Genomic DNA, 17472 nt, shown 5'->3' with positions numbered 1-17472 from the left:
CCCCCAACTGTTTTACCGTTTCTGAAAGAGTTTGGAGGATTCGATGGCTGTTGCTGCCAATAAGCGCTCTGTAATGGCACTGTTTTCCGGTGCTAGTGATCTGTACAGCCACCAAGTGCGCATCGTGTTGGCTGAGAAGGGCGTGGGTGTCGAGGTGATTCAGGTTGACCCCAACCATCTGCCGGATGAGCTGGTGGAGATGAACCCCTACAACAGCGTACCGACTCTGCTGGACCGCGAGCTTGTTCTGTATAACTCCCGCATCATCATGGAGTACCTGGACGAGCGTTTCCCTCATCCACCGCTTATGCCGGTATACCCAGTATCCCGTGGCCAGAGCCGTCTGATGATGTACCGCATCCAGAAAGATTGGTATGCCCTGGCCGAGCGCATCATGCGTGGAGACCGCGCGGAAGCGGCCCGCAAAGAGCTGACTGAGAGCGTCCTGGGACTGGCTCCCGTGTTTGCCGAGACTCCCTACTTCATGAGTGAGGAGTTCACCCTGGTTGATTGCTATCTGGCGGCCCTGTTCTGGCGTCTGCCTCAGCTGGGTATTGAGCTGGGCGGCCGTGGCAGCAACGAGGTCAAGGCCTACATGACCCGCGTATTTGAGCGCGAGTCTTTCAAGGCTTCCCTGACCGAAGCCGAGCGTGAGCTGCGCATCGGTGTCTGAGCTGAGTCCTCAACGCCCCTACCTGCTGCGGGCGATGTATGACTGGCTGGTGGATAACGGTCTGACCCCCCACCTGGCCGTCAGTGCGGATCTGCCCGGTGTGGTTGTCCCTCGTCAGTATGTGAAGGATGGCCAGATCGTGCTGAACGTCGCACCTCATGCGGTAGGTAATCTGCAGCTGGGTATCGACGAAGTCAGGTTCAATGCCCGATTTGGCGGTCAGCCTCAGGCGCTGATTGTGCCGCTGTACGCCGTAGAGGCGATCTATGCCCGTGAGAACGGTGCTGGCACCCTGTTCCCGCCGGAAGAGGCGTACGAGAAGGTACTCGAGGGCGACGAGGCGACCTTGCCGGAACCTTCACCCACAGAGGTGGAACCTAAGCCGGACTCCCCGCCGAAGGGGCGCCCCAGCTTAAGGGTGATCAAGTAGAGAAGAAACGCGGCCATGGCCGCGTTTTTTTATGGGACTCTCATGGAAAGTTCCCTGAACTTTGTTCGGTAATCCGGAGGAAAGGTTCGGGATAACTCCGTGCTTCAGGCTGAACAAATTGTAACCGATTCTGCTTGTGTGATCTGGATCGCAAAAATGGCTTTGTGGGCTAAAGTTTTCCAGCAAGCGACGACGTCCGTGTTCTCGATTGAGTTCATGGGAAAAATACTCAGTATCCCAGATATTTACCCAGCCTCTTTACCTGCTTTTTACACAACATTCCGTTTAACGACGCTATAAATTTTAATTAAACAGGGTCATAAATCACTCAGAAATGGTCCTCTTTTCAAGTCAACTTGGTGGATTTGAGTGGTTTGTCCAAAAAGTGGCCGATCAGTATTCTGTTCCCCAGTTATTTCGGTGCTTCCCCGGTTGGGGACACCTGTTCAACACTCAATTATCAGACAGCAGATAAAGGCAACTCCCTTAGTGGGAGGCGCAAAGTCACCGGTCTTACCGTCAGTGGCAAGACAGCGGGACTACCTCATGTCTGGCATCGGTCTTCCTTCCCGGGTTGAAGTCCCTGCCTGCGCGCCCCTTTTATCTGCCGACAGTTGGAGAATCAGACTTGAATCGGCAAGACGACCAGATTAAAAACGGCATCGTACCGTTGAAGAGCCTGTTTGGGGCAGCACTTCTTACTTTTACCCTGAGTGCCTGTGGTGGCTCCGGCGGCGACAGCAGTAATCCGGACCCGGATCCCGATCCACCGCCGGTGATTCCCGACCCGGACCCTGAGCCGGACCCGGATCCCGAGCCGGACCCGGATCCCGAGCCTGAGCCGGACCCGGATCCTGAGCCGGACCCGGATCCTGAGCCGGACCCGGATCCTGAGCCGGACCCTGATCCTGAGCCGGACCCGGACCCGGATCCTGAGCCGGACCCGGATCCCGAGGTTGCCCCGGTGCTGCAGGGGGATGCGGTCTACTTCAACGGTCAGAATGCCTATGGCGAGATTGCCGACTGGCGTGCCGACGGCGAGTTCAGGCTGGTGGCCTGGCTGGATGAGGTGAACAGCGATCCTGCGGCCAGCACCGTGCTGGTGTCAGCCGATGACGGAGACTACCTCTCATTCCGCCACGACAGCGTCGAAGGCAGATGGAACGGCAATACCGTATCGCTGACTGGTCCATTCGAGTTCAACAAGACTCGTTATGTGGAGATCACCGTGGACAACGGTAAGCTCAGCGCGTCCGATGGCGAGAGCCAGGCTAGCATCAGTGATGGTGCGGTGGATGCGGATGCCGCTACGTACCGCTGGATCTATCGTCTGAATGACAGCTACTCAAGTGGGGGGCTGCAGGCGCTGGCGCTGGTGGACCTGGACAATTCCGAGAAGACCCGGACGCTGACGTTCGATCAGGACCAGGGCGTGGTGGCCTCCGGTGATGGTGCCGAGGGCACTCACCTATTGCACGGACTGGCCAGTGGCGACTGGCAGGCGATCACCTCCAATGTGTCGGCGCCCGTGCCCCATGTCGCCAGCCAGGCGGATTGGGACGCAGAGTTTGATAAGAGTTATCCGAACCAGCGTCCGCTTATTGGCACCACCAATGGCAACGATGAGAAGAAGTTTGCCTGGCAGGGTCACTACTGGATGCGTGCCTATGTGCGTATGGCGGAGACCTATGGTGACACCAAGTACCTGGATTACGCAGTGGAACTGGCTGACCACATGTTCAACTACACCGATGAGAAGCGGGTTGAGCGTGGTGAACTGAATATTCACAACCAGCCCTACGAAGGGCTGGCACCCAAGCTGTACCTGAATACTCCGGGTCTGCCGGTGCCCGGCTGGCGCCGTCCCTATAACGGTGCCTGGAGAAATGAGGCGCTGACCGACGGCATGATCCTCAACAGCATCATGAGACTGGTGGATCACATCAAGAGTGAGAACCTCACCCAGTACATGGAGCGGGCGGATTACTACATCGGCCGGGCCGAGCGAATTGTGCGCGCTCACGACAGCTCGTTCAGCACCACCAAAAACGGTGCCATCCAGGGGTCCTTCTTCTATGTGAACTACAAGAATGAGGACTATGGCGACGGGGGCTTGTTCTCCAATCCACTGCCGTTCAACCACGACATGACCCTGGGTACGGCGATGATCTACCTGGACAAGTGGGGTCAGGGTAACGGCGACCTGGGCCAGAAGGCCAGGGAGATCCTCGGTTTCTATATGGACAACCTGAGGATGGAGAGCAACAACCTGTGCAATTGGGACTATCAGTTCCTGGCTAACGGTGGCGGCAAGATGGAAGACTTCAACCATGCCCACCTGGATGTTGGCTTCATGGTTGCGGCCCGTCAGGAGGGCCTGTTGGACAACGATGAGCCTCTGACCTGTATGGCCAATGCCCTGGTCGAGCGTGTGTTCCTGGCACCGGCCATGGCCAGTTTCGGTGTGGACGGTACCGGCGTCAGCTCCACCTGGGACCAGATGGCCATCGGCTACGACTGGATTGAGCTGCAGGGATGGGATGCCCGGGTGGGCCTGGTGGCCGACCACATCCTGCGCCATTACGGAGATCTGAGCTGGTATCGTGCCTACCTGGGAGCGGCCAACTCCCTCTACTGGCAGGCTCAGGCTCAGTAGCAGGCGATGACCAACAGGCCAGTTCTTCCGAGTGAACCGGACTCGACGGGAAGGTTGTTCGGGGAACTGGTCCCCTTGGGGTCATCAGGCTGACCGGCACGCAGCGGCCACATATCACGGGGTCCCCCAAGGGGACCCCGTGATTCTTTTTTCCCAAGTGGGATTTATCCATCATTCCCACCTGCGATTAATTCCCGGATAACTCTCTAAAAACTAAGCGTAAAGCCCCGAAAATACAGGCTTTAGCGTCCATCTGGCTTCCTTGACAATACTCGCTTTGTGTCCATAAACTTGGTAGCTTGTGGGAAAAAGTGGTTATTTGTGGGAAAACCTTGTCCGACTGAAATTTAACAGGGATGGAGTAGCCAGTGTTCAGAGGCGCCAGCAGCATCGCACTTGATGCCAAAGGCCGGATCGTCATACCAAAGCGATACCGGCCCTCGTTGTGTGCGGACGACGCCGGTCCCCTGGTGGTTACCGTAGACATTCACTCCCCCTGCCTGCTGCTTTACCCCCTCCAAGCCTGGAGCGAAGTGGAGCAGAAACTGGCGCGCCTGTCGGACACCCAGCCCAGTGAGCGGGCCGTAAAACGGCTGCTGCTCGGTTATGCCAGCGACGCGGAGATGGACCGCATGGGACGGGTACTGATCCCGCCGCCCCTGCGTCAATTCGCGTCTTTGGAGAAGCAGCTGATGCTGGTGGGCCAACTGAACAAGTTTGAGATCTGGTCGGAACAGAACTGGCAGAACCAGATTGAAGCCTCCCATGCCGCAGTGGAAGCGGAAGCCTTTATCGATAATCAACGTTTACAGGAATTTGCCCTCTGATGGCGGAAACTTTTAGTCATGTCACCGTGCTGCTCAACGAGGCGGTGGACGGATTGAACATCAAACCGGACGGCACCTATGTCGACGGTACCTTTGGCCGCGGTGGTCACAGCCGGGAGATCTTGTCCCGCCTGGGACCCGATGGTCGCCTGTACGGCATCGACCGTGACCCTCAGGCGGTGGCGGTCGCCCAGGAGCTGGAGCAGACTGATCCCAGGTTCCGCATCATCCACGGTCCCTTCTCCGGCCTGGCGGATTACCTGAAAGAGCGCGGACTCGAGGGCAAGGTGGATGGCGTCCTGTTGGATCTTGGGGTGTCCTCCCCACAGCTGGACGACGCCGAGCGCGGCTTCAGTTTCCTGCGGGACGGCCCGCTGGATATGCGCATGGACAACAGCCAGGGCGAGACCGCAGCCCAGTGGCTGGAGCGGGCGGACGCCAAGGACATCGCCTGGGTGATTCGTACCTTCGGTGAGGACAAGTACGCCGGCCCCATCTCCCGTGCCATCAAGGCGCATCTGGAGGAGGGCAAGCCCCTGACCCGCACCCGGGATCTGGCGGGGCTGATCGAGTCCATCACCCCCAAGCACAAGCTGGAGAAGGGCAAGCATCCGGCCACCCGGACCTTCCAGGCGATTCGCATCTACATCAACAGCGAGCTCGAGGAGATTGAGCGGGCCCTGGCCGGGTCTCTGCTGGCGCTGGCGCCCCAGGGGCGGCTGTCGGTGATCAGCTTCCACTCGCTGGAAGATCGCATGGTGAAGCGCTTCATGCGCCGCCAGAGCCAGGGTGAACCCCTGCCTCCCGGATTGCCCCTGACCGAGGACCAGATCAACCAGACCCGCACCATGAAGACCGTGGGCAAGGCGCTCAAGCCAAGCGATCTGGAAGTGGATGACAATACCCGTTCCCGCAGCTCGGTTCTGCGGGTGGCGGAGAGGCTGGGCTGAGGATGAGCCTGGGCGACGCCGGTCTCGGTTCCGCCATTGTGGCGGATCTGCGCCGCCAATGGCCGGTGCTGCTTCTGGGCGTGTTGGTCCTGGGCAGTGCCCTGGCCGTGGTGTGGACCGCCTACGATGCCCGGGCGATGACCAACGCACTGAACCTGCAGTTGCAGCACAGGGATGAACTGGATATTGAGTGGCGCCACCTGCTTCTCGAGGAGCAGACCCTGACCGAGCACAGCCGGGTAGGGCGGATGGCGGAGAAGCAGTTGGGTATGGGGCGCCCCGCTCCGGGACAAGAGGTGGTGGTGAGGCTGCCATGAAACCAGCAACGCGCAAGAAGCGCCCATTGAAGCGACGCATTGCCAAGGCACCGGCCAAGTCCGGGGCCAAACAGAATCTGCATCCCACCCTGTTCCAGTATCGCTACCGCTTCGTGGTGTTTGCCCTGTGTGCCGTTTTCCTGGCCATCGTCGGTCGGGCGGCCTACATCCAGGTGATTTCGCCGGACCGGCTGATCTATGAGGGGGACATGCGCTCCCTGCGAACCCAGACCCGTGAGGTCCAGCGGGGTCTGATTACCGACCGCAATGGCGAGATGCTGGCGGTCAGTGTGCCCGCCGAAGCGATCTGGGCCGATCCCAAGGTGCTGAATCAGAAGAACAGTTTTGCCGATACCCGTCGCTGGCAGGCCCTGGCCGAGGTGGTGGGCGAGGATGCCGACCAACTTGCATCCCGGCTTAAGGCCAACCCCAAGCGCCGCTTTGTCTACCTCAAGCGTCAGGTGACCCCGGCCCTGGCCCGCTATGTGCGGGAGCTCAGGATCGCCGGCATTGGCCTCAAACCGGAGTCCCGCCGCTACTACCCGGCTGGGGAGATCACCGCCCAACTGGTGGGGATCACCAACATCGATGACAAAGGTCTGGAGGGCTTGGAGCGCCAGTACGACGACTGGCTGACCGGCTCGGCCAGCAAACGCAGGGTGCGCAAGTCCCGCGATGGCAAGGTGGTGGAGAACCTGTCGGTGATTGAGGAGGGGGAGAACCCCAATGATCTCAAGCTCAGCATCGACATGCGTCTGCAGTCCCTGGCCTATGAGGAGCTGAAGAAGGCCACCGAATACCATATGGCCAGCTCAGGCTCCATCGTCATTCTGGACGTGGCCACCAGCGAGGTGCTGGCCATGGTCAACACCCCGAGCTACAACCCCAACCAGAGGGCGGGGATGCAGAGTTTTGCCATGCGCAACCGGGCGGTAACCGATACCTTTGAACCCGGGTCTACGGTGAAACCCGTGGTGGTGGTGACCGCCCTGGCCGAGGGGGTGACCGAGCCCGGCGAGGTGATCAACACCAGCCCGGGGTACCGCCGTATCGGCGGCAGTATGGTGAGGGATACCCGCAATTTCGGTAAGCTGGACATCACCCATGTCCTGCTGAAATCGTCCAATATGGGCACCTCGAATCTGGCGCTGCGGATGGACATCGAGACCCTGTTGGACAGCTATGCCGGATTCGGCATCGGCGAGTACTCGGGGATCAATCTGCCCGGTGAGTCCACCGGTGTGCTCTCTCGCCGTCATCGCTGGTCCGACTTTGAGCGGGCAACCCTCTCCTTCGGTTATGGCCTCAGCGCGACCCCACTGCAGGTGGCCAGGATGTACGCCATCCTGGGCAATGGTGGCCGCAAGAACCCGGTGTCGATCCTCAAGGTGAAGCCGGATCAGATGCCGCCGGCGGAGCAGGTGATTCCCGAATGGGCCGCGGAACAGGTGGTGACCATGCTCTCCGGCATCACCGGTCCCGAAGGCACCGCCAAGCGCGCTCACATCGACGGCTACACCGTGGCCGGTAAGACCGGCACCTCCCGTAAGGCGATCGCCGGTGGCTACGGCGATGACTTTGTGACCTTCTTTGCCGGGCTGGCGCCTGCCGAGCGACCCAGGCTGGCGATCTCCGTGGTGATCAACGACCCCAAGGGGGAGGATTACTACGGGGGAACGGTAGCGGCTCCGGTGTTCGCCAAGGTGATGTCCGGTGCCCTGCAGATGCTGAACGTAGCACCCATTAGTGATAAGGAGCGGGCCGGTAATCTGGTGGCCCGCCGAGGAGGCGCAAATGATCGCTCTTGATGATCTGTTGGCGCCCTGGATGACGCTCGAAACACAGACAGAGGTTCAGGGGCTGACCCTGGACAGCCGCAAGGTGGTCCCTGGCGACTGCTTTGTGGCCATACCCGGCCACCTGGTGGATGGCCGCAAGTTTATCGATGCTGCCGTGGCCAACGGAGCCGTGGCAGTGCTGGAGGAGGCGGAGCGGGCCGGCGTGCTTGCCCGATCCCCAATTCTGCGTATTGGCCTGCCCAATCTGGTCAGCCAGCTCAGCGCCATCGCCCTGCGCGCCTATCCACAAGCGGCGGGGCCGGCGCTCTACGGTGTTACCGGCACCAATGGCAAAACCACGGTGACCCAGTTGCTGGCCCAGCTTCACCATCTCATTGGGGACAAGGCCGGGGTGATGGGCACCGTCGGCAATGGCCTCTGGGGGGCTCTTGAGCCGTCGGCCAACACCACCTCAGACGCCATCACCGTCGCCCGCTCCTTGTCGGAGCAGGCCAGGGCTGGAGCCCGGGCCATCGCCCTTGAAGTGAGCAGCCATGGCCTCAGTCAGCACCGGGTGGACGGTCTGCCCTTTGCGGTCGGGGTGTTCACCAACCTCAGCCGGGACCACCTGGACTACCACGGCGACATGAACGGCTATGCCGAGGCTAAGGCCCGGCTGTTTGATCTGCCTCAGCTGGAGGCCGGGGTATTCAATCTGGATGACCAGTATGGTGCCCAGTGGCATCGCCGCTGGCCAGCAGAGAAGACTTCGGTGGGCTACAGCCTGGATGGGGCCACCTGCCGGGGACAGTTCCTCTCTGTGCAGTCAGCCGACTACCACCCGGGCGGAGTGAAGGCGCAACTGGACTCCAGCTGGGGAGCCTTCGAGCTGAACTCGCCGCTGATCGGCGCCTTTAACCTGGCCAACCTGCTGGCCGCACTGGGGGCGATGCTGGTTCGCGGTGTGCCGCTGGCCTCTCTGATTGACGCAGTCAGCCATCTGCAGCCTGCCCTGGGCCGGATGGAGGCCTTCACCGCCCCTGGACGGGCTGCGGTGGTGGTGGACTATGCCCACACGCCGGATGCCCTGGGACAGGCGCTCAAGGCACTGAGGCGTCACTGCCGAGGGCGTCTCTGGTGCGTCTTTGGTTGTGGGGGCGAGCGTGATGCAGGCAAGCGTCCATTGATGGCGATGGAGGCGGAAGCGGTGGCCGATGAACTGGTGCTGACCGCGGACAACCCCAGGACAGAGTCGCTGGAGCAGATCATCGAGCAGATGCGCCAGGGCTTGACCGGGCGTGTTCCCTGCCGCATCGAGACCGACCGAGCCCGGGCGGTGGCGCTGGCCCTGGCGGACGCCGGCGAAAAAGACATGATCCTGGTGGCGGGTAAGGGCCACGAGGATTATCAGATTATTGGCACCGAGCGCCTGGACTACGACGAACGGCGCTGGGTGCAACAGCTGATGGAGGCCAAGGATGATTGATCTGACCCTGAGCCGGATGGCGGAGATCCTCTCCGGAGAGCTGGTGGGAGAGGACCGAATGATCTCCGGCCTGTTTACCGACAGCCGTCGTCCGCAGGCGGGCGGGGTGTTTGTGGCCCTCAAGGGTGAGCACTTCGACGGCCACCACTACCTGAATCAGGTGGCGGATACGGCGGCGGCGGCTTTGGTCAGTGAGCCTCAGCCGGTGGATCTGCCGCAGGTGGTGGTGGCGGACACCCGCCTGGCACTTGGGCAACTCGGCGCCTGGTTGTGCCGTAAGCTCAACCCCTACCGTGTCGCCATCACCGGCTCGGTGGGTAAGACCTCGGTGAAGGAGATGGCGGCGGCCATCTTCGGCTGCCAAGGGCCCACCCTGGCCACCAAAGGCAACTTCAACAACGATCTGGGTGTGCCCCTGACCCTGCTCAGGCTGGAACCTCGGCATCAATTCGGTGTCTTCGAACTGGGGGCCAATCACCCCGGCGAGATCCGTTACACCTCCTCCCTGGTCAGACCCAACGTGGCGATGATCAACAATGTTCAGGCTGCCCACCTGGAGGGCTTCGGCTCCATCGAGGGGGTGGCCCGGGCCAAGAGCGAGATTTTCGAGCACCTGGCAGAAGATGGCATCGCCGTAGTTAATCTCGACGACCATAAAGCCGACTTTATTAAGGCGACCCTGGGGCCCAGGCCCATCCTGACCTTCTCCAGTCAGACCTTTGCCGATCTCTATGCCGAGGATCTGGAGGCGCTCAATAACGGGTGTTACCGCTTTACCCTGCACAGGATAGACGGCGCACGGACCGTCACTCTGCCGCTGGTGGGGCGTCATCAGGTGGACAACGCCCTGGCGGCGGCCACCCTGGCGACCGCCGCAGGCATTGAGCTGGACACCATAGTCCGAGGCCTGCAGAGCGTCGAGCCGGTGAAGGGCAGGATGCGCCCGCTGGTCCTGGCCACCGGCCTGACGCTGATCGATGACAGCTACAACGCCAGTGTGGCGTCCGGCAAGGCGGCCATCGATGTCCTTGCCCAGACAGCCTCTATTAAAGTACTGATTTTCGGTGATATGGGCGAGCTGGGTGAGAATGCAGAACAGTTGCACGCCGAGGTCGGTGACCACGGGGTAAAAAAAGAGATTGACCACGTGCTGACAGTGGGTACATTAAGCCGCTCGATTTCCGCGCCCCACCCCCGGGGACGCCACTTTACGGAACAGCCCGCCCTGGTGGCTGCCGTCAAGGCGCTGGTGAAGGAGAGCGACCGGCCCATAACCCTATTGGTGAAGGGATCCCGAAGCGCCGCCATGGAGCGGGTGATAGAAGCGCTGTCGGATCACTATGGAGAACAGAAGTAGATGCTGGTTTACCTGGCCGAATACCTGGCCCAGTTTAATAGCGGGTTTAACGTCTTTTCCTATCTGACGTTCCGCTCCATTCTCGGATTGTTGACCGCCCTGGTGTTCTGCCTGTTCGCCGGGCCGCACCTGATTCGTTATCTGCAAAATATGCAGATAGGCCAGGTGGTCCGCGACGATGGTCCCGAGTCCCACTTCAGCAAGCGTGGCACCCCGACCATGGGGGGCATCATGATCCTTGGCGGCATCTTTGTCAGTGTGCTGCTGTGGGGAGAGCTGACCAATCGCTACGTGCTGGTGATGCTGTTTGTCCTGGGGTCTTTCGGCGCCATCGGCTTCGTCGATGACTACCGCAAGGTGATCCGTAAGGATCCCAAGGGCCTGATTGCCCGTTGGAAGTACTTCTGGCAATCGGCCATCGCCCTGGTGGTGGCCGCTTACCTGCTGTGGAGTGCCCGCAGTCCGGACGAAACCATGCTGGTGCTGCCCTTCTTCAAGGACGTGATGCCCCAGCTGGGTGGGTTCTTTGTGCTGCTGGTCTATTTCACCATTGTTGGCAGCTCCAACGCGGTCAACCTGACCGACGGTCTGGACGGCCTGGCCATCGTGCCCACGGTCATGGTGGCGGCGGCCTTTGCCCTGGTGGCCTATCTGTCAGGCCACGCGGAGTTTTCCCGCTACCTGCACATCCCTTACCTGCCCGGAGTGGGTGAGCTGGTGATCGTCTGCACCGCCATGGTGGGCGCCGGACTGGGATTTTTGTGGTTTAACACCTATCCCGCCCAGGTGTTTATGGGCGATGTCGGCTCCCTGGCCCTGGGGGCTGCCCTGGGCGCCATCGCGGTGCTGACCCGCCAGGAGATCCTGCTGGTGATCATGGGCGGCATCTTCGTGATTGAGACTCTGTCGGTGATCCTGCAGGTGGGTTCCTTCAAGATGCGCCGCAAGCGGATCTTCAGGATGGCCCCGATTCACCATCACTATGAACTCAAGGGCTGGCCCGAACCTCGGGTGATCGTGCGTTTCTGGATCATCTCCCTGTGTCTGGTTCTGCTGGGTCTGGCGACCCTGAAGGTGCGCTGATGAAGCAAATGACTGCGCCGGTGCAATGGCTGATTCTGGGACTGGGTATCACCGGTCTCTCCTGTGTGCGCCATCTGCATCGACGCGGTGACACCCTGGCGGTGTGGGACAGCCGGGAGACCCCGCCCGGTGCCGACACCCTGGCCAGGGAGTTTCCCGGTGTGCCCCTGTATACCGGGGAGTTTGACCCCCAAGCCCTGCAACAGGCGCAGACTCTGGTGGTCTCCCCGGGGATTCCCCTGGGGCACCCGGCCATTGCCCAGGCCATCGCGGCCGGGACAGAGGCGATCGGCGACATCGAACTCTTTGCCCGGGAGGCGGACGCGCCGGTGGTGGCCATCACCGGTTCCAACGGCAAGTCGACGGTGACCACCCTGGTGGGTGAGATGGCCCGGGCGGCGGGCCGCAGCATTGGGGTGGGGGGCAACATCGGCACTCCGGCCCTGGACCTGCTGGGGCAGGGTCACGACTGCTACGTGCTCGAGCTCTCCAGTTTCCAGCTGGAGACCACCCGCAGCCTCAGGCCGCGCATCGCCACGGTGCTCAACGTCAGCGATGACCACCTGGACAGGTACCGGGACTTTGACCATTACCGGGACACCAAGGCCACCATCTACGCCGGGGCCGAACTGGTGCTGGAAAATGCCGATGATGGCAACACCCGCAGTGGCCGGGAAGATGCGCTGAGCTTTGGCCTGGAGACCGGTGAATACCACCTGGATCAGGGGGTGCTGATGGCCCAAGGGCGGGCGGTGCTGCCGGTGACCGAGATGGCCCTGGTCGGTCGTCACAATCAGGCCAATGCCCTGGCGGCCATCGCCATGGCCGAGGCACTGGCGTTGCCCAATGATGCCATGGTGACCGCCCTGAAACAGTTCGGCGGGCTGCCTCATCGCTGCGAGACCGTGGCGGTGAAAGACGGCGTCCACTACATCAACGATTCCAAGGCCACCAACGTGGGGGCCACACTGGCGGCGTTGCAGGGGCTGGCGGATTTCTCCGGCCGGCTGCATCTGATTGCCGGCGGCGTCGGCAAGGGCGCGGACTTCTCCCCCCTGGCGCCATCGCTGGAGGCTCAGGTGACCTACCTGGTGACCCTGGGCCAGGATGGCGACGCCATCGCCACCATGAAGCCGGGGTCGCTGCGCTGCGACTCCATGGAAGAGGCCGTTCAGCTGCTGGCCGGAAAGACCCGGCCTGGGGACCTGGTGCTGCTCTCTCCTGCCTGCGCCAGCCTGGATATGTTCGCCAACTACATGGTGCGCGGTGACGCGTTCCGCCATGCGGTGGAGGCGTTGTAGATGGGAATGGGCCAACTGTCACTGGATTTCAGGGAGTCGTCATCACAGCCGATGCTGTATGACCGGCTGCTGCTGGTGCTGATGATGGTGCTGGCCTGTGTGGGTCTGGTGATGGTGACCTCGGCGTCCCTGGCGGAGGCGGAAAACCTCACCGGCGATCCCTTCCACTTTGTGAAGCGTCATCTGTTCTTCCTGGCCATGGCCGGGGTGATCGTGGCGGTCGGGGTGCGGATCCCCATCGCCTTCTGGCAGAGATACAGTACGCCGCTGATGTTCGTCGGCCTGGTGCTGCTGGTGGTGGTGCTCATCGGCGGACGCAGTGTCAACGGTGCCACCCGTTGGATCCCCCTGGGGCCGTTTAACCTGCAGGTGGCGGAGGTGGCCAAGTTCACCCTGTTCCTCTATCTGGCCGGGTATCTGGTGAGACGTCACCAGGAGGTGCGGGAGGAGATTAAGGGGTTCCTCAAGCCCTTCGTCGCCCTGGGGATGTACGCCGTGCTGCTGCTGATGCAGCCGGACCTGGGGACCACAGTGGTGATGTTTGTCACCGTCATGGGGATGCTGTTTCTGGCCGGGGCCAAGCTGCGTGATTTCTTTGCCCTGATGTTGCTGGGGGTGGCCATGGTGGTGCTGCTGATCGTGTCGGCGCCCTACCGGATGAAGCGGGTCACCAGCTTCTGGGATCCCTGGGAAGATCCCTTCGGCGCCGGCTATCAGCTGACCCAGTCGCTGATGGCCTACGGCCGGGGAGACTGGCTGGGGCAGGGGCTGGGCAACAGCATCCAGAAACTGGAGTACCTGCCCGAGGCTCATACGGATTTTATTTTTGCGGTACTGGGTGAAGAGCTGGGGTTTGTCGGCGTCACCTGTGTACTGGTGCTGGTGCTGATGCTGGCATTGCGGGCCCTGCGCATTGGCAACCTGGCGCTGCAGGCCAACCAGGCGTTTTCTGGTTATCTGGCCTACGGCATCGGCATCTGGTTTAGTTTTCAGACCGCGGTTAATGTCGGCGCCAGTGTGGGCTTGCTGCCCACCAAGGGGCTGACGCTGCCCATGGTCAGTTATGGTGGAAGCAGTTTATGGGTAACAACGGGCGCAGCCGTAGTATTGCTGCGTATCGACTACGAGCGGCGTCTGGCACAGACAGACGCCAAGGGGGAGAGCAATGACGGCGCCTAAGCGACTGATGGTGATGGCTGGCGGCACCGGCGGCCATGTCTTCCCCGCCCTGGCGGTGGCCCGTCGGCTCCAGGAGCAGGGCTGGCAGGTGAGCTGGCTCGGCACCTCCGATCGCATGGAGGCCAGAGTGGTGCCTCAGCACGGTTTTGAGATCGACTTTATCGACATCCAGGGGGTGCGCGGCAACGGTGTGCTGCGCAAGCTCAAGGCGCCCCTGCAGATCCTCAAGGCGGTGTATCAATCCTGGCGGATTCAGCGTCGGCGTAAGCCGGATGTGGTGCTGGGGATGGGCGGTTACGCTGCCGGTCCCGGGGGCATCGCCGCCTGGCTCAGGGGCACCCCGGTGGTGCTCCATGAACAAAATGCCGTGGCCGGTGCCACCAATCGCATCCTGGCCCGTTTCGCCAGCCGCATACTGTGCGCCTTCGATGGGGTGTTCCCCGGCAAAGGGGCCCGCCGGGTGGGCAACCCGGTGCGTGAGGAGCTGCTGGCGGTGGGTCAGCAGCATCCGGTGGTGCCAGGCGACCAGCTCAAGGTGCTGATCGTCGGCGGCAGCCTGGGTGCCCGGGTGCTCAACGAGACCCTGCCTCAGGCCGCGCAGCTGCTGGGCTCAGGCACCAGTCTCACCGTCTGGCATCAGGTAGGCCGTGGCAATGAGGCGGCCACCCGGGACGCCTGGCAGACCCTGGCCCCGGCGGTCGGAGTACAGGTCTCGGAATTTATTGATGATATGGCCGCGGCCTACACCTGGGCGGATCTGGTGATCTGCCGGGCCGGCGCCCTGACCGTGGCGGAACTGGCGGCCTGTGGCCGTCCCGCCATCCTGGTGCCCTTCCCCCATGCGGTGGACGATCACCAGACCAAAAACAGCGAAGCCCTGGTGGCAGCGGGAGCAGCCAGGTTGCAGCCCCAATCCAGTTTGACGCCAGAGGGTCTGGCGACCCTGCTCACCGAGCTGGCAGAAGATTCAGAACGGTTGACCGCCATGGCAAGGGCGGCAACCCAGGTGGCGGTACCCCAAGCCACCCAGTTGGTGGCCGAGGAGTGTATCCAGGCTGCCGGAGGCAACAATGAGTAACAGAACCACTGCAAACGGCCTGCCCGCCATGAGACGGGTGAAAGCGATCCATTTCGTCGGCATCGGTGGTGCCGGCATGGGCGGCATCGCCGAGGTGCTGGTCAATGAAGGCTATGCCATCAGCGGCAGTGACATCGCCGACAACGCCGTCACCGAGCGCCTCAAGGCGCTGGGGGCCACCATCCACATTGGCCATGATGCCCGGTGGGTGGAGAATAAGGACGTGGTGGTGGTCTCTACCGCCATCAAACAGGATAATCCCGAGGTGGCCGCGGCCAGAGGTGGTCGCATCCCTGTGGTGCAGCGGGCGCAGATGCTGGCGGAGCTGATGCGCTTCCGCCACGGCATCGCCATCGCTGGCACCCACGGCAAAACCACCACCACCAGCCTGATCGCCAGCATTTTCGCCCAGGCGCAGCTGGACCCCACCTTTGTCATCGGTGGCCTGCTCAACAGCGCCGGCACCAACGCCAGGCTGGGCTCAGGCAAGTTCCTGATCGCCGAAGCGGACGAGTCCGACGCCAGCTTCCTGCACCTGCAACCCATGGTCTCCGTGGTGACCAATGTCGAGCCGGATCACATGGACACCTATGGGGGAGACGTCAGCAAACTGCACGATACCTTCGTGGAGTTCCTGCACAACCTGCCTTTCTATGGCCTGGCGGTGGTCTGCGCAGACGACCCCGGGGTGCAGGAGCTGCTGCCCAGAATCGGCCGTCACCTGGTGACCTACGGCTTCGAATCTGGGGTGGACGTGCGCGGCATCGACTTCTGCCAGAGCGGCACCCACTCCGAGTTCCTGGTGCAGCGTGCTGACAAGGCGGATCTCAAGGTGACCCTGGCCCTGCCCGGACGTCACAACGCCCTCAATGCCCTGGCGGCCATCGCCGTGGCCACGGATGCGGGGATTCCCGACGACGCCATCGTCGCCGCCCTGGCCAGCTTCGAGGGGATTGGCCGACGTTTCCAGCAGTATGGCGAGTTCGATACCGGCCGCGGAAAGGCGTTGTTGGTGGACGACTATGGTCACCACCCCAGCGAGGTGGCGGCCACCATCAAGGCGGCGCGTGCGGCCTGGCCTGAGCGTCGACTGGTGATGGCCTATCAGCCACACCGTTACAGCCGTACCCGGGATCTGTATGACGATTTCGCCCAGGTGCTGGCCCAGGTGGATGAACTGCTGCTGCTGGAGGTGTACGCCGCAGGCGAGGAGCCCATCGCCGGAGCAGACAGCCGCGCCCTGGCCAGAACCATCCGTGGGCGGGGCAAGGTGGATCCCATCTATGTGCCTGGTCCGGATGCCTTGCCGGCGATGCTGGCGGAAGTGCTGCAGGATGGGGACGTGGTATTGACCCAGGGGGCGGGAAACATTGGCGCCCTGGCCAGGAAACTGGGCGCCATGGCGCTGTCGGTGGAGACGATGAAAGGGGAACAGCATGACTGAGTTTGGCAAAGTCGCCGTGATGTTGGGTGGCAGCAGTGCCGAGCGGGAGATCTCCCTGAAGTCAGGCAACGCCGTGCTGGCGGGCCTGCTGAAGGCCGGAGTGGACGCCCACCCCTTCGATCCGGCTGAGCGCCCCCTGGCCGAGCTGACCGAGTTCGACCGCGCCTTCGTGGTGCTTCACGGTCGTGGTGGTGAGGATGGCACCCTGCAAGGGGCGCTGGAACACATGAATATGCCCTATACCGGCAGCGGCGTGCTGGGTTGTGCCCTGGCCATGGACAAGGTGCGGACCAAGAGCCTGTGGGCCGGTCAGGGGCTGCCCACTGCCGCTTTCGAAGTGGCGGTGGCCGGTCAGTTCAAGCCGGAAACGGCGTCACAGATGCTGTCCCGGCTGGGTGGCAAGGTGATGGTGAAGCCCGCCAATGAGGGCTCCTCCATCGGCATGGCCATTGCCGAGTCCGGCGAGCAGCTGGCCCAGGCGATTGCCGCGGCCCATGAGTATGACGCTGAGGTGTTGGTGGAGCAGTGGATCGACGGTCCCGAGTACACCGTTTCCATTCTCGGAGAGCAGGCCCTGCCGGCCATCGAGATGCAGACCGACAACGCCTTCTACGACTACCAGGCCAAATACCAGTCCACCGAGACTCGCTATCTCTGCCCCTGCAACCTGCCTGAGTCAGAGGAGCAGGAGCTGAGGACTCTGGCGCTGAGAGCCTTTCGAGCTGTGGGCGCCAGTGGCTGGGGCCGCGTCGATGTGATGCGCACCAAAGATGGTCGCTGGCAACTGTTGGAGGTCAACACGGTTCCTGGGATGACCGAGACCAGCCTGGTGCCCAAGGCGGCCCGCGCGGTGGGCCTCGATTTCCAGCAGCTGGTGACCGCCATCCTGGCGCAGACGGCGGAGTAACCGGCG

15 protein-coding genes and 1 riboswitch are annotated in these 17472 nt (G+C 62.2%); all 15 genes read left to right on the top strand.

All coding sequences use genetic code 11. The features are described from left to right. Positions 1-43 precede the first annotated feature (43 nt). Positions 44-673 (top strand): stringent starvation protein SspA, encoded by a 630-nt coding sequence (gene sspA, locus G505_RS0100220; protein ID WP_028107752.1) that lies wholly within the window; start codon positions 44-46, stop codon positions 671-673. Then, entirely contained in the window at positions 666-1103 is a 438-nt protein-coding gene (locus tag G505_RS0100215) for a ClpXP protease specificity-enhancing factor (protein ID WP_211219913.1), read from the top strand. Before sspA ends, G505_RS0100215 begins: the two co-directional genes overlap by 8 nt. Positions 1104-1569: 466 nt before the next feature. Further along, a riboswitch (cyclic di-GMP riboswitch) is annotated at positions 1570-1650 on the top strand. An 81-nt stretch (positions 1651-1731) separates the two neighbouring features. Continuing rightward, positions 1732-3759: a hypothetical protein gene (locus tag G505_RS23215; protein WP_028107750.1), complete on the top strand. Its 2028-nt coding sequence runs from the start codon at positions 1732-1734 to the stop codon at positions 3757-3759. A gap of 368 nt (positions 3760-4127) precedes the next feature. Continuing rightward, entirely contained in the window at positions 4128-4586 is a 459-nt protein-coding gene (gene mraZ, locus G505_RS0100205) for a division/cell wall cluster transcriptional repressor MraZ (protein ID WP_028107749.1), read from the top strand. Then, positions 4586-5536 carry a 16S rRNA (cytosine(1402)-N(4))-methyltransferase RsmH gene (rsmH, locus tag G505_RS0100200; protein ID WP_028107748.1) on the top strand — a complete coding sequence of 317 codons (951 nt, stop codon included), beginning with the start codon at positions 4586-4588 and terminating at the stop codon, positions 5534-5536. The genes mraZ and rsmH overlap by 1 nt, the downstream gene beginning before the upstream one ends. A 2-nt stretch (positions 5537-5538) precedes the next feature. Continuing rightward, positions 5539-5853 carry a cell division protein FtsL gene (ftsL, locus tag G505_RS0100195; RefSeq protein ID WP_028107747.1) on the top strand — a complete coding sequence of 105 codons (315 nt, stop codon included), beginning with the start codon at positions 5539-5541 and terminating at the stop codon, positions 5851-5853. Further along, complete coding sequence (locus G505_RS0100190) at positions 5850-7661, top strand: penicillin-binding transpeptidase domain-containing protein (protein WP_084643689.1); 1812 nt, start codon at positions 5850-5852, stop codon at positions 7659-7661. Before ftsL ends, G505_RS0100190 begins: the two co-directional genes overlap by 4 nt. Then, entirely contained in the window at positions 7648-9117 is a 1470-nt protein-coding gene (gene murE, locus G505_RS0100185; RefSeq protein WP_035384926.1) for a UDP-N-acetylmuramoyl-L-alanyl-D-glutamate--2,6-diaminopimelate ligase, read from the top strand. The genes G505_RS0100190 and murE overlap by 14 nt, the downstream gene beginning before the upstream one ends. Continuing rightward, entirely contained in the window at positions 9110-10474 is a 1365-nt protein-coding gene (locus G505_RS0100180; protein ID WP_028107744.1) for a UDP-N-acetylmuramoyl-tripeptide--D-alanyl-D-alanine ligase, read from the top strand. The genes murE and G505_RS0100180 overlap by 8 nt, the downstream gene beginning before the upstream one ends. Then, positions 10475-11557 (top strand): phospho-N-acetylmuramoyl-pentapeptide-transferase, encoded by a 1083-nt coding sequence (gene mraY, locus G505_RS0100175; protein WP_028107743.1) that lies wholly within the window; start codon positions 10475-10477, stop codon positions 11555-11557. Between the two features lie 8 nt (positions 11558-11565). Next, on the top strand, positions 11566-12858 hold the full coding sequence (gene murD, locus G505_RS0100170; protein ID WP_028107742.1) for a UDP-N-acetylmuramoyl-L-alanine--D-glutamate ligase: 1293 nt from the start codon (positions 11566-11568) through the stop codon (positions 12856-12858). After that, complete coding sequence (ftsW, locus tag G505_RS20105) at positions 12859-14037, top strand: cell division protein FtsW (RefSeq protein ID WP_051215756.1); 1179 nt, start codon at positions 12859-12861, stop codon at positions 14035-14037. It begins immediately after the preceding gene. Then, on the top strand, positions 14024-15115 hold the full coding sequence (gene murG / locus G505_RS0100160) for an undecaprenyldiphospho-muramoylpentapeptide beta-N-acetylglucosaminyltransferase (RefSeq protein WP_028107741.1): 1092 nt from the start codon (positions 14024-14026) through the stop codon (positions 15113-15115). Before ftsW ends, murG begins: the two co-directional genes overlap by 14 nt. After that, entirely contained in the window at positions 15108-16559 is a 1452-nt protein-coding gene (murC, locus tag G505_RS0100155) for a UDP-N-acetylmuramate--L-alanine ligase (RefSeq protein WP_028107740.1), read from the top strand. Before murG ends, murC begins: the two co-directional genes overlap by 8 nt. Then, the gene (locus G505_RS0100150; RefSeq protein WP_028107739.1) at positions 16552-17466 is read left to right on the top strand and encodes a D-alanine--D-alanine ligase; all 915 of its coding nucleotides are present in this window, start codon (positions 16552-16554) and stop codon (positions 17464-17466) included. The genes murC and G505_RS0100150 overlap by 8 nt, the downstream gene beginning before the upstream one ends. Positions 17467-17472: the final 6 nt, after the last annotated feature.

Origin of the sequence: Ferrimonas futtsuensis DSM 18154, assembly GCF_000422645.1 — a bacterium.
GTDB lineage: Bacteria > Pseudomonadota > Gammaproteobacteria > Enterobacterales > Shewanellaceae > Ferrimonas > Ferrimonas futtsuensis.
The sequence above is the reverse complement of the archived record's forward strand: the minus strand, read 5'-3'. Positions and strand labels throughout refer to the sequence as shown.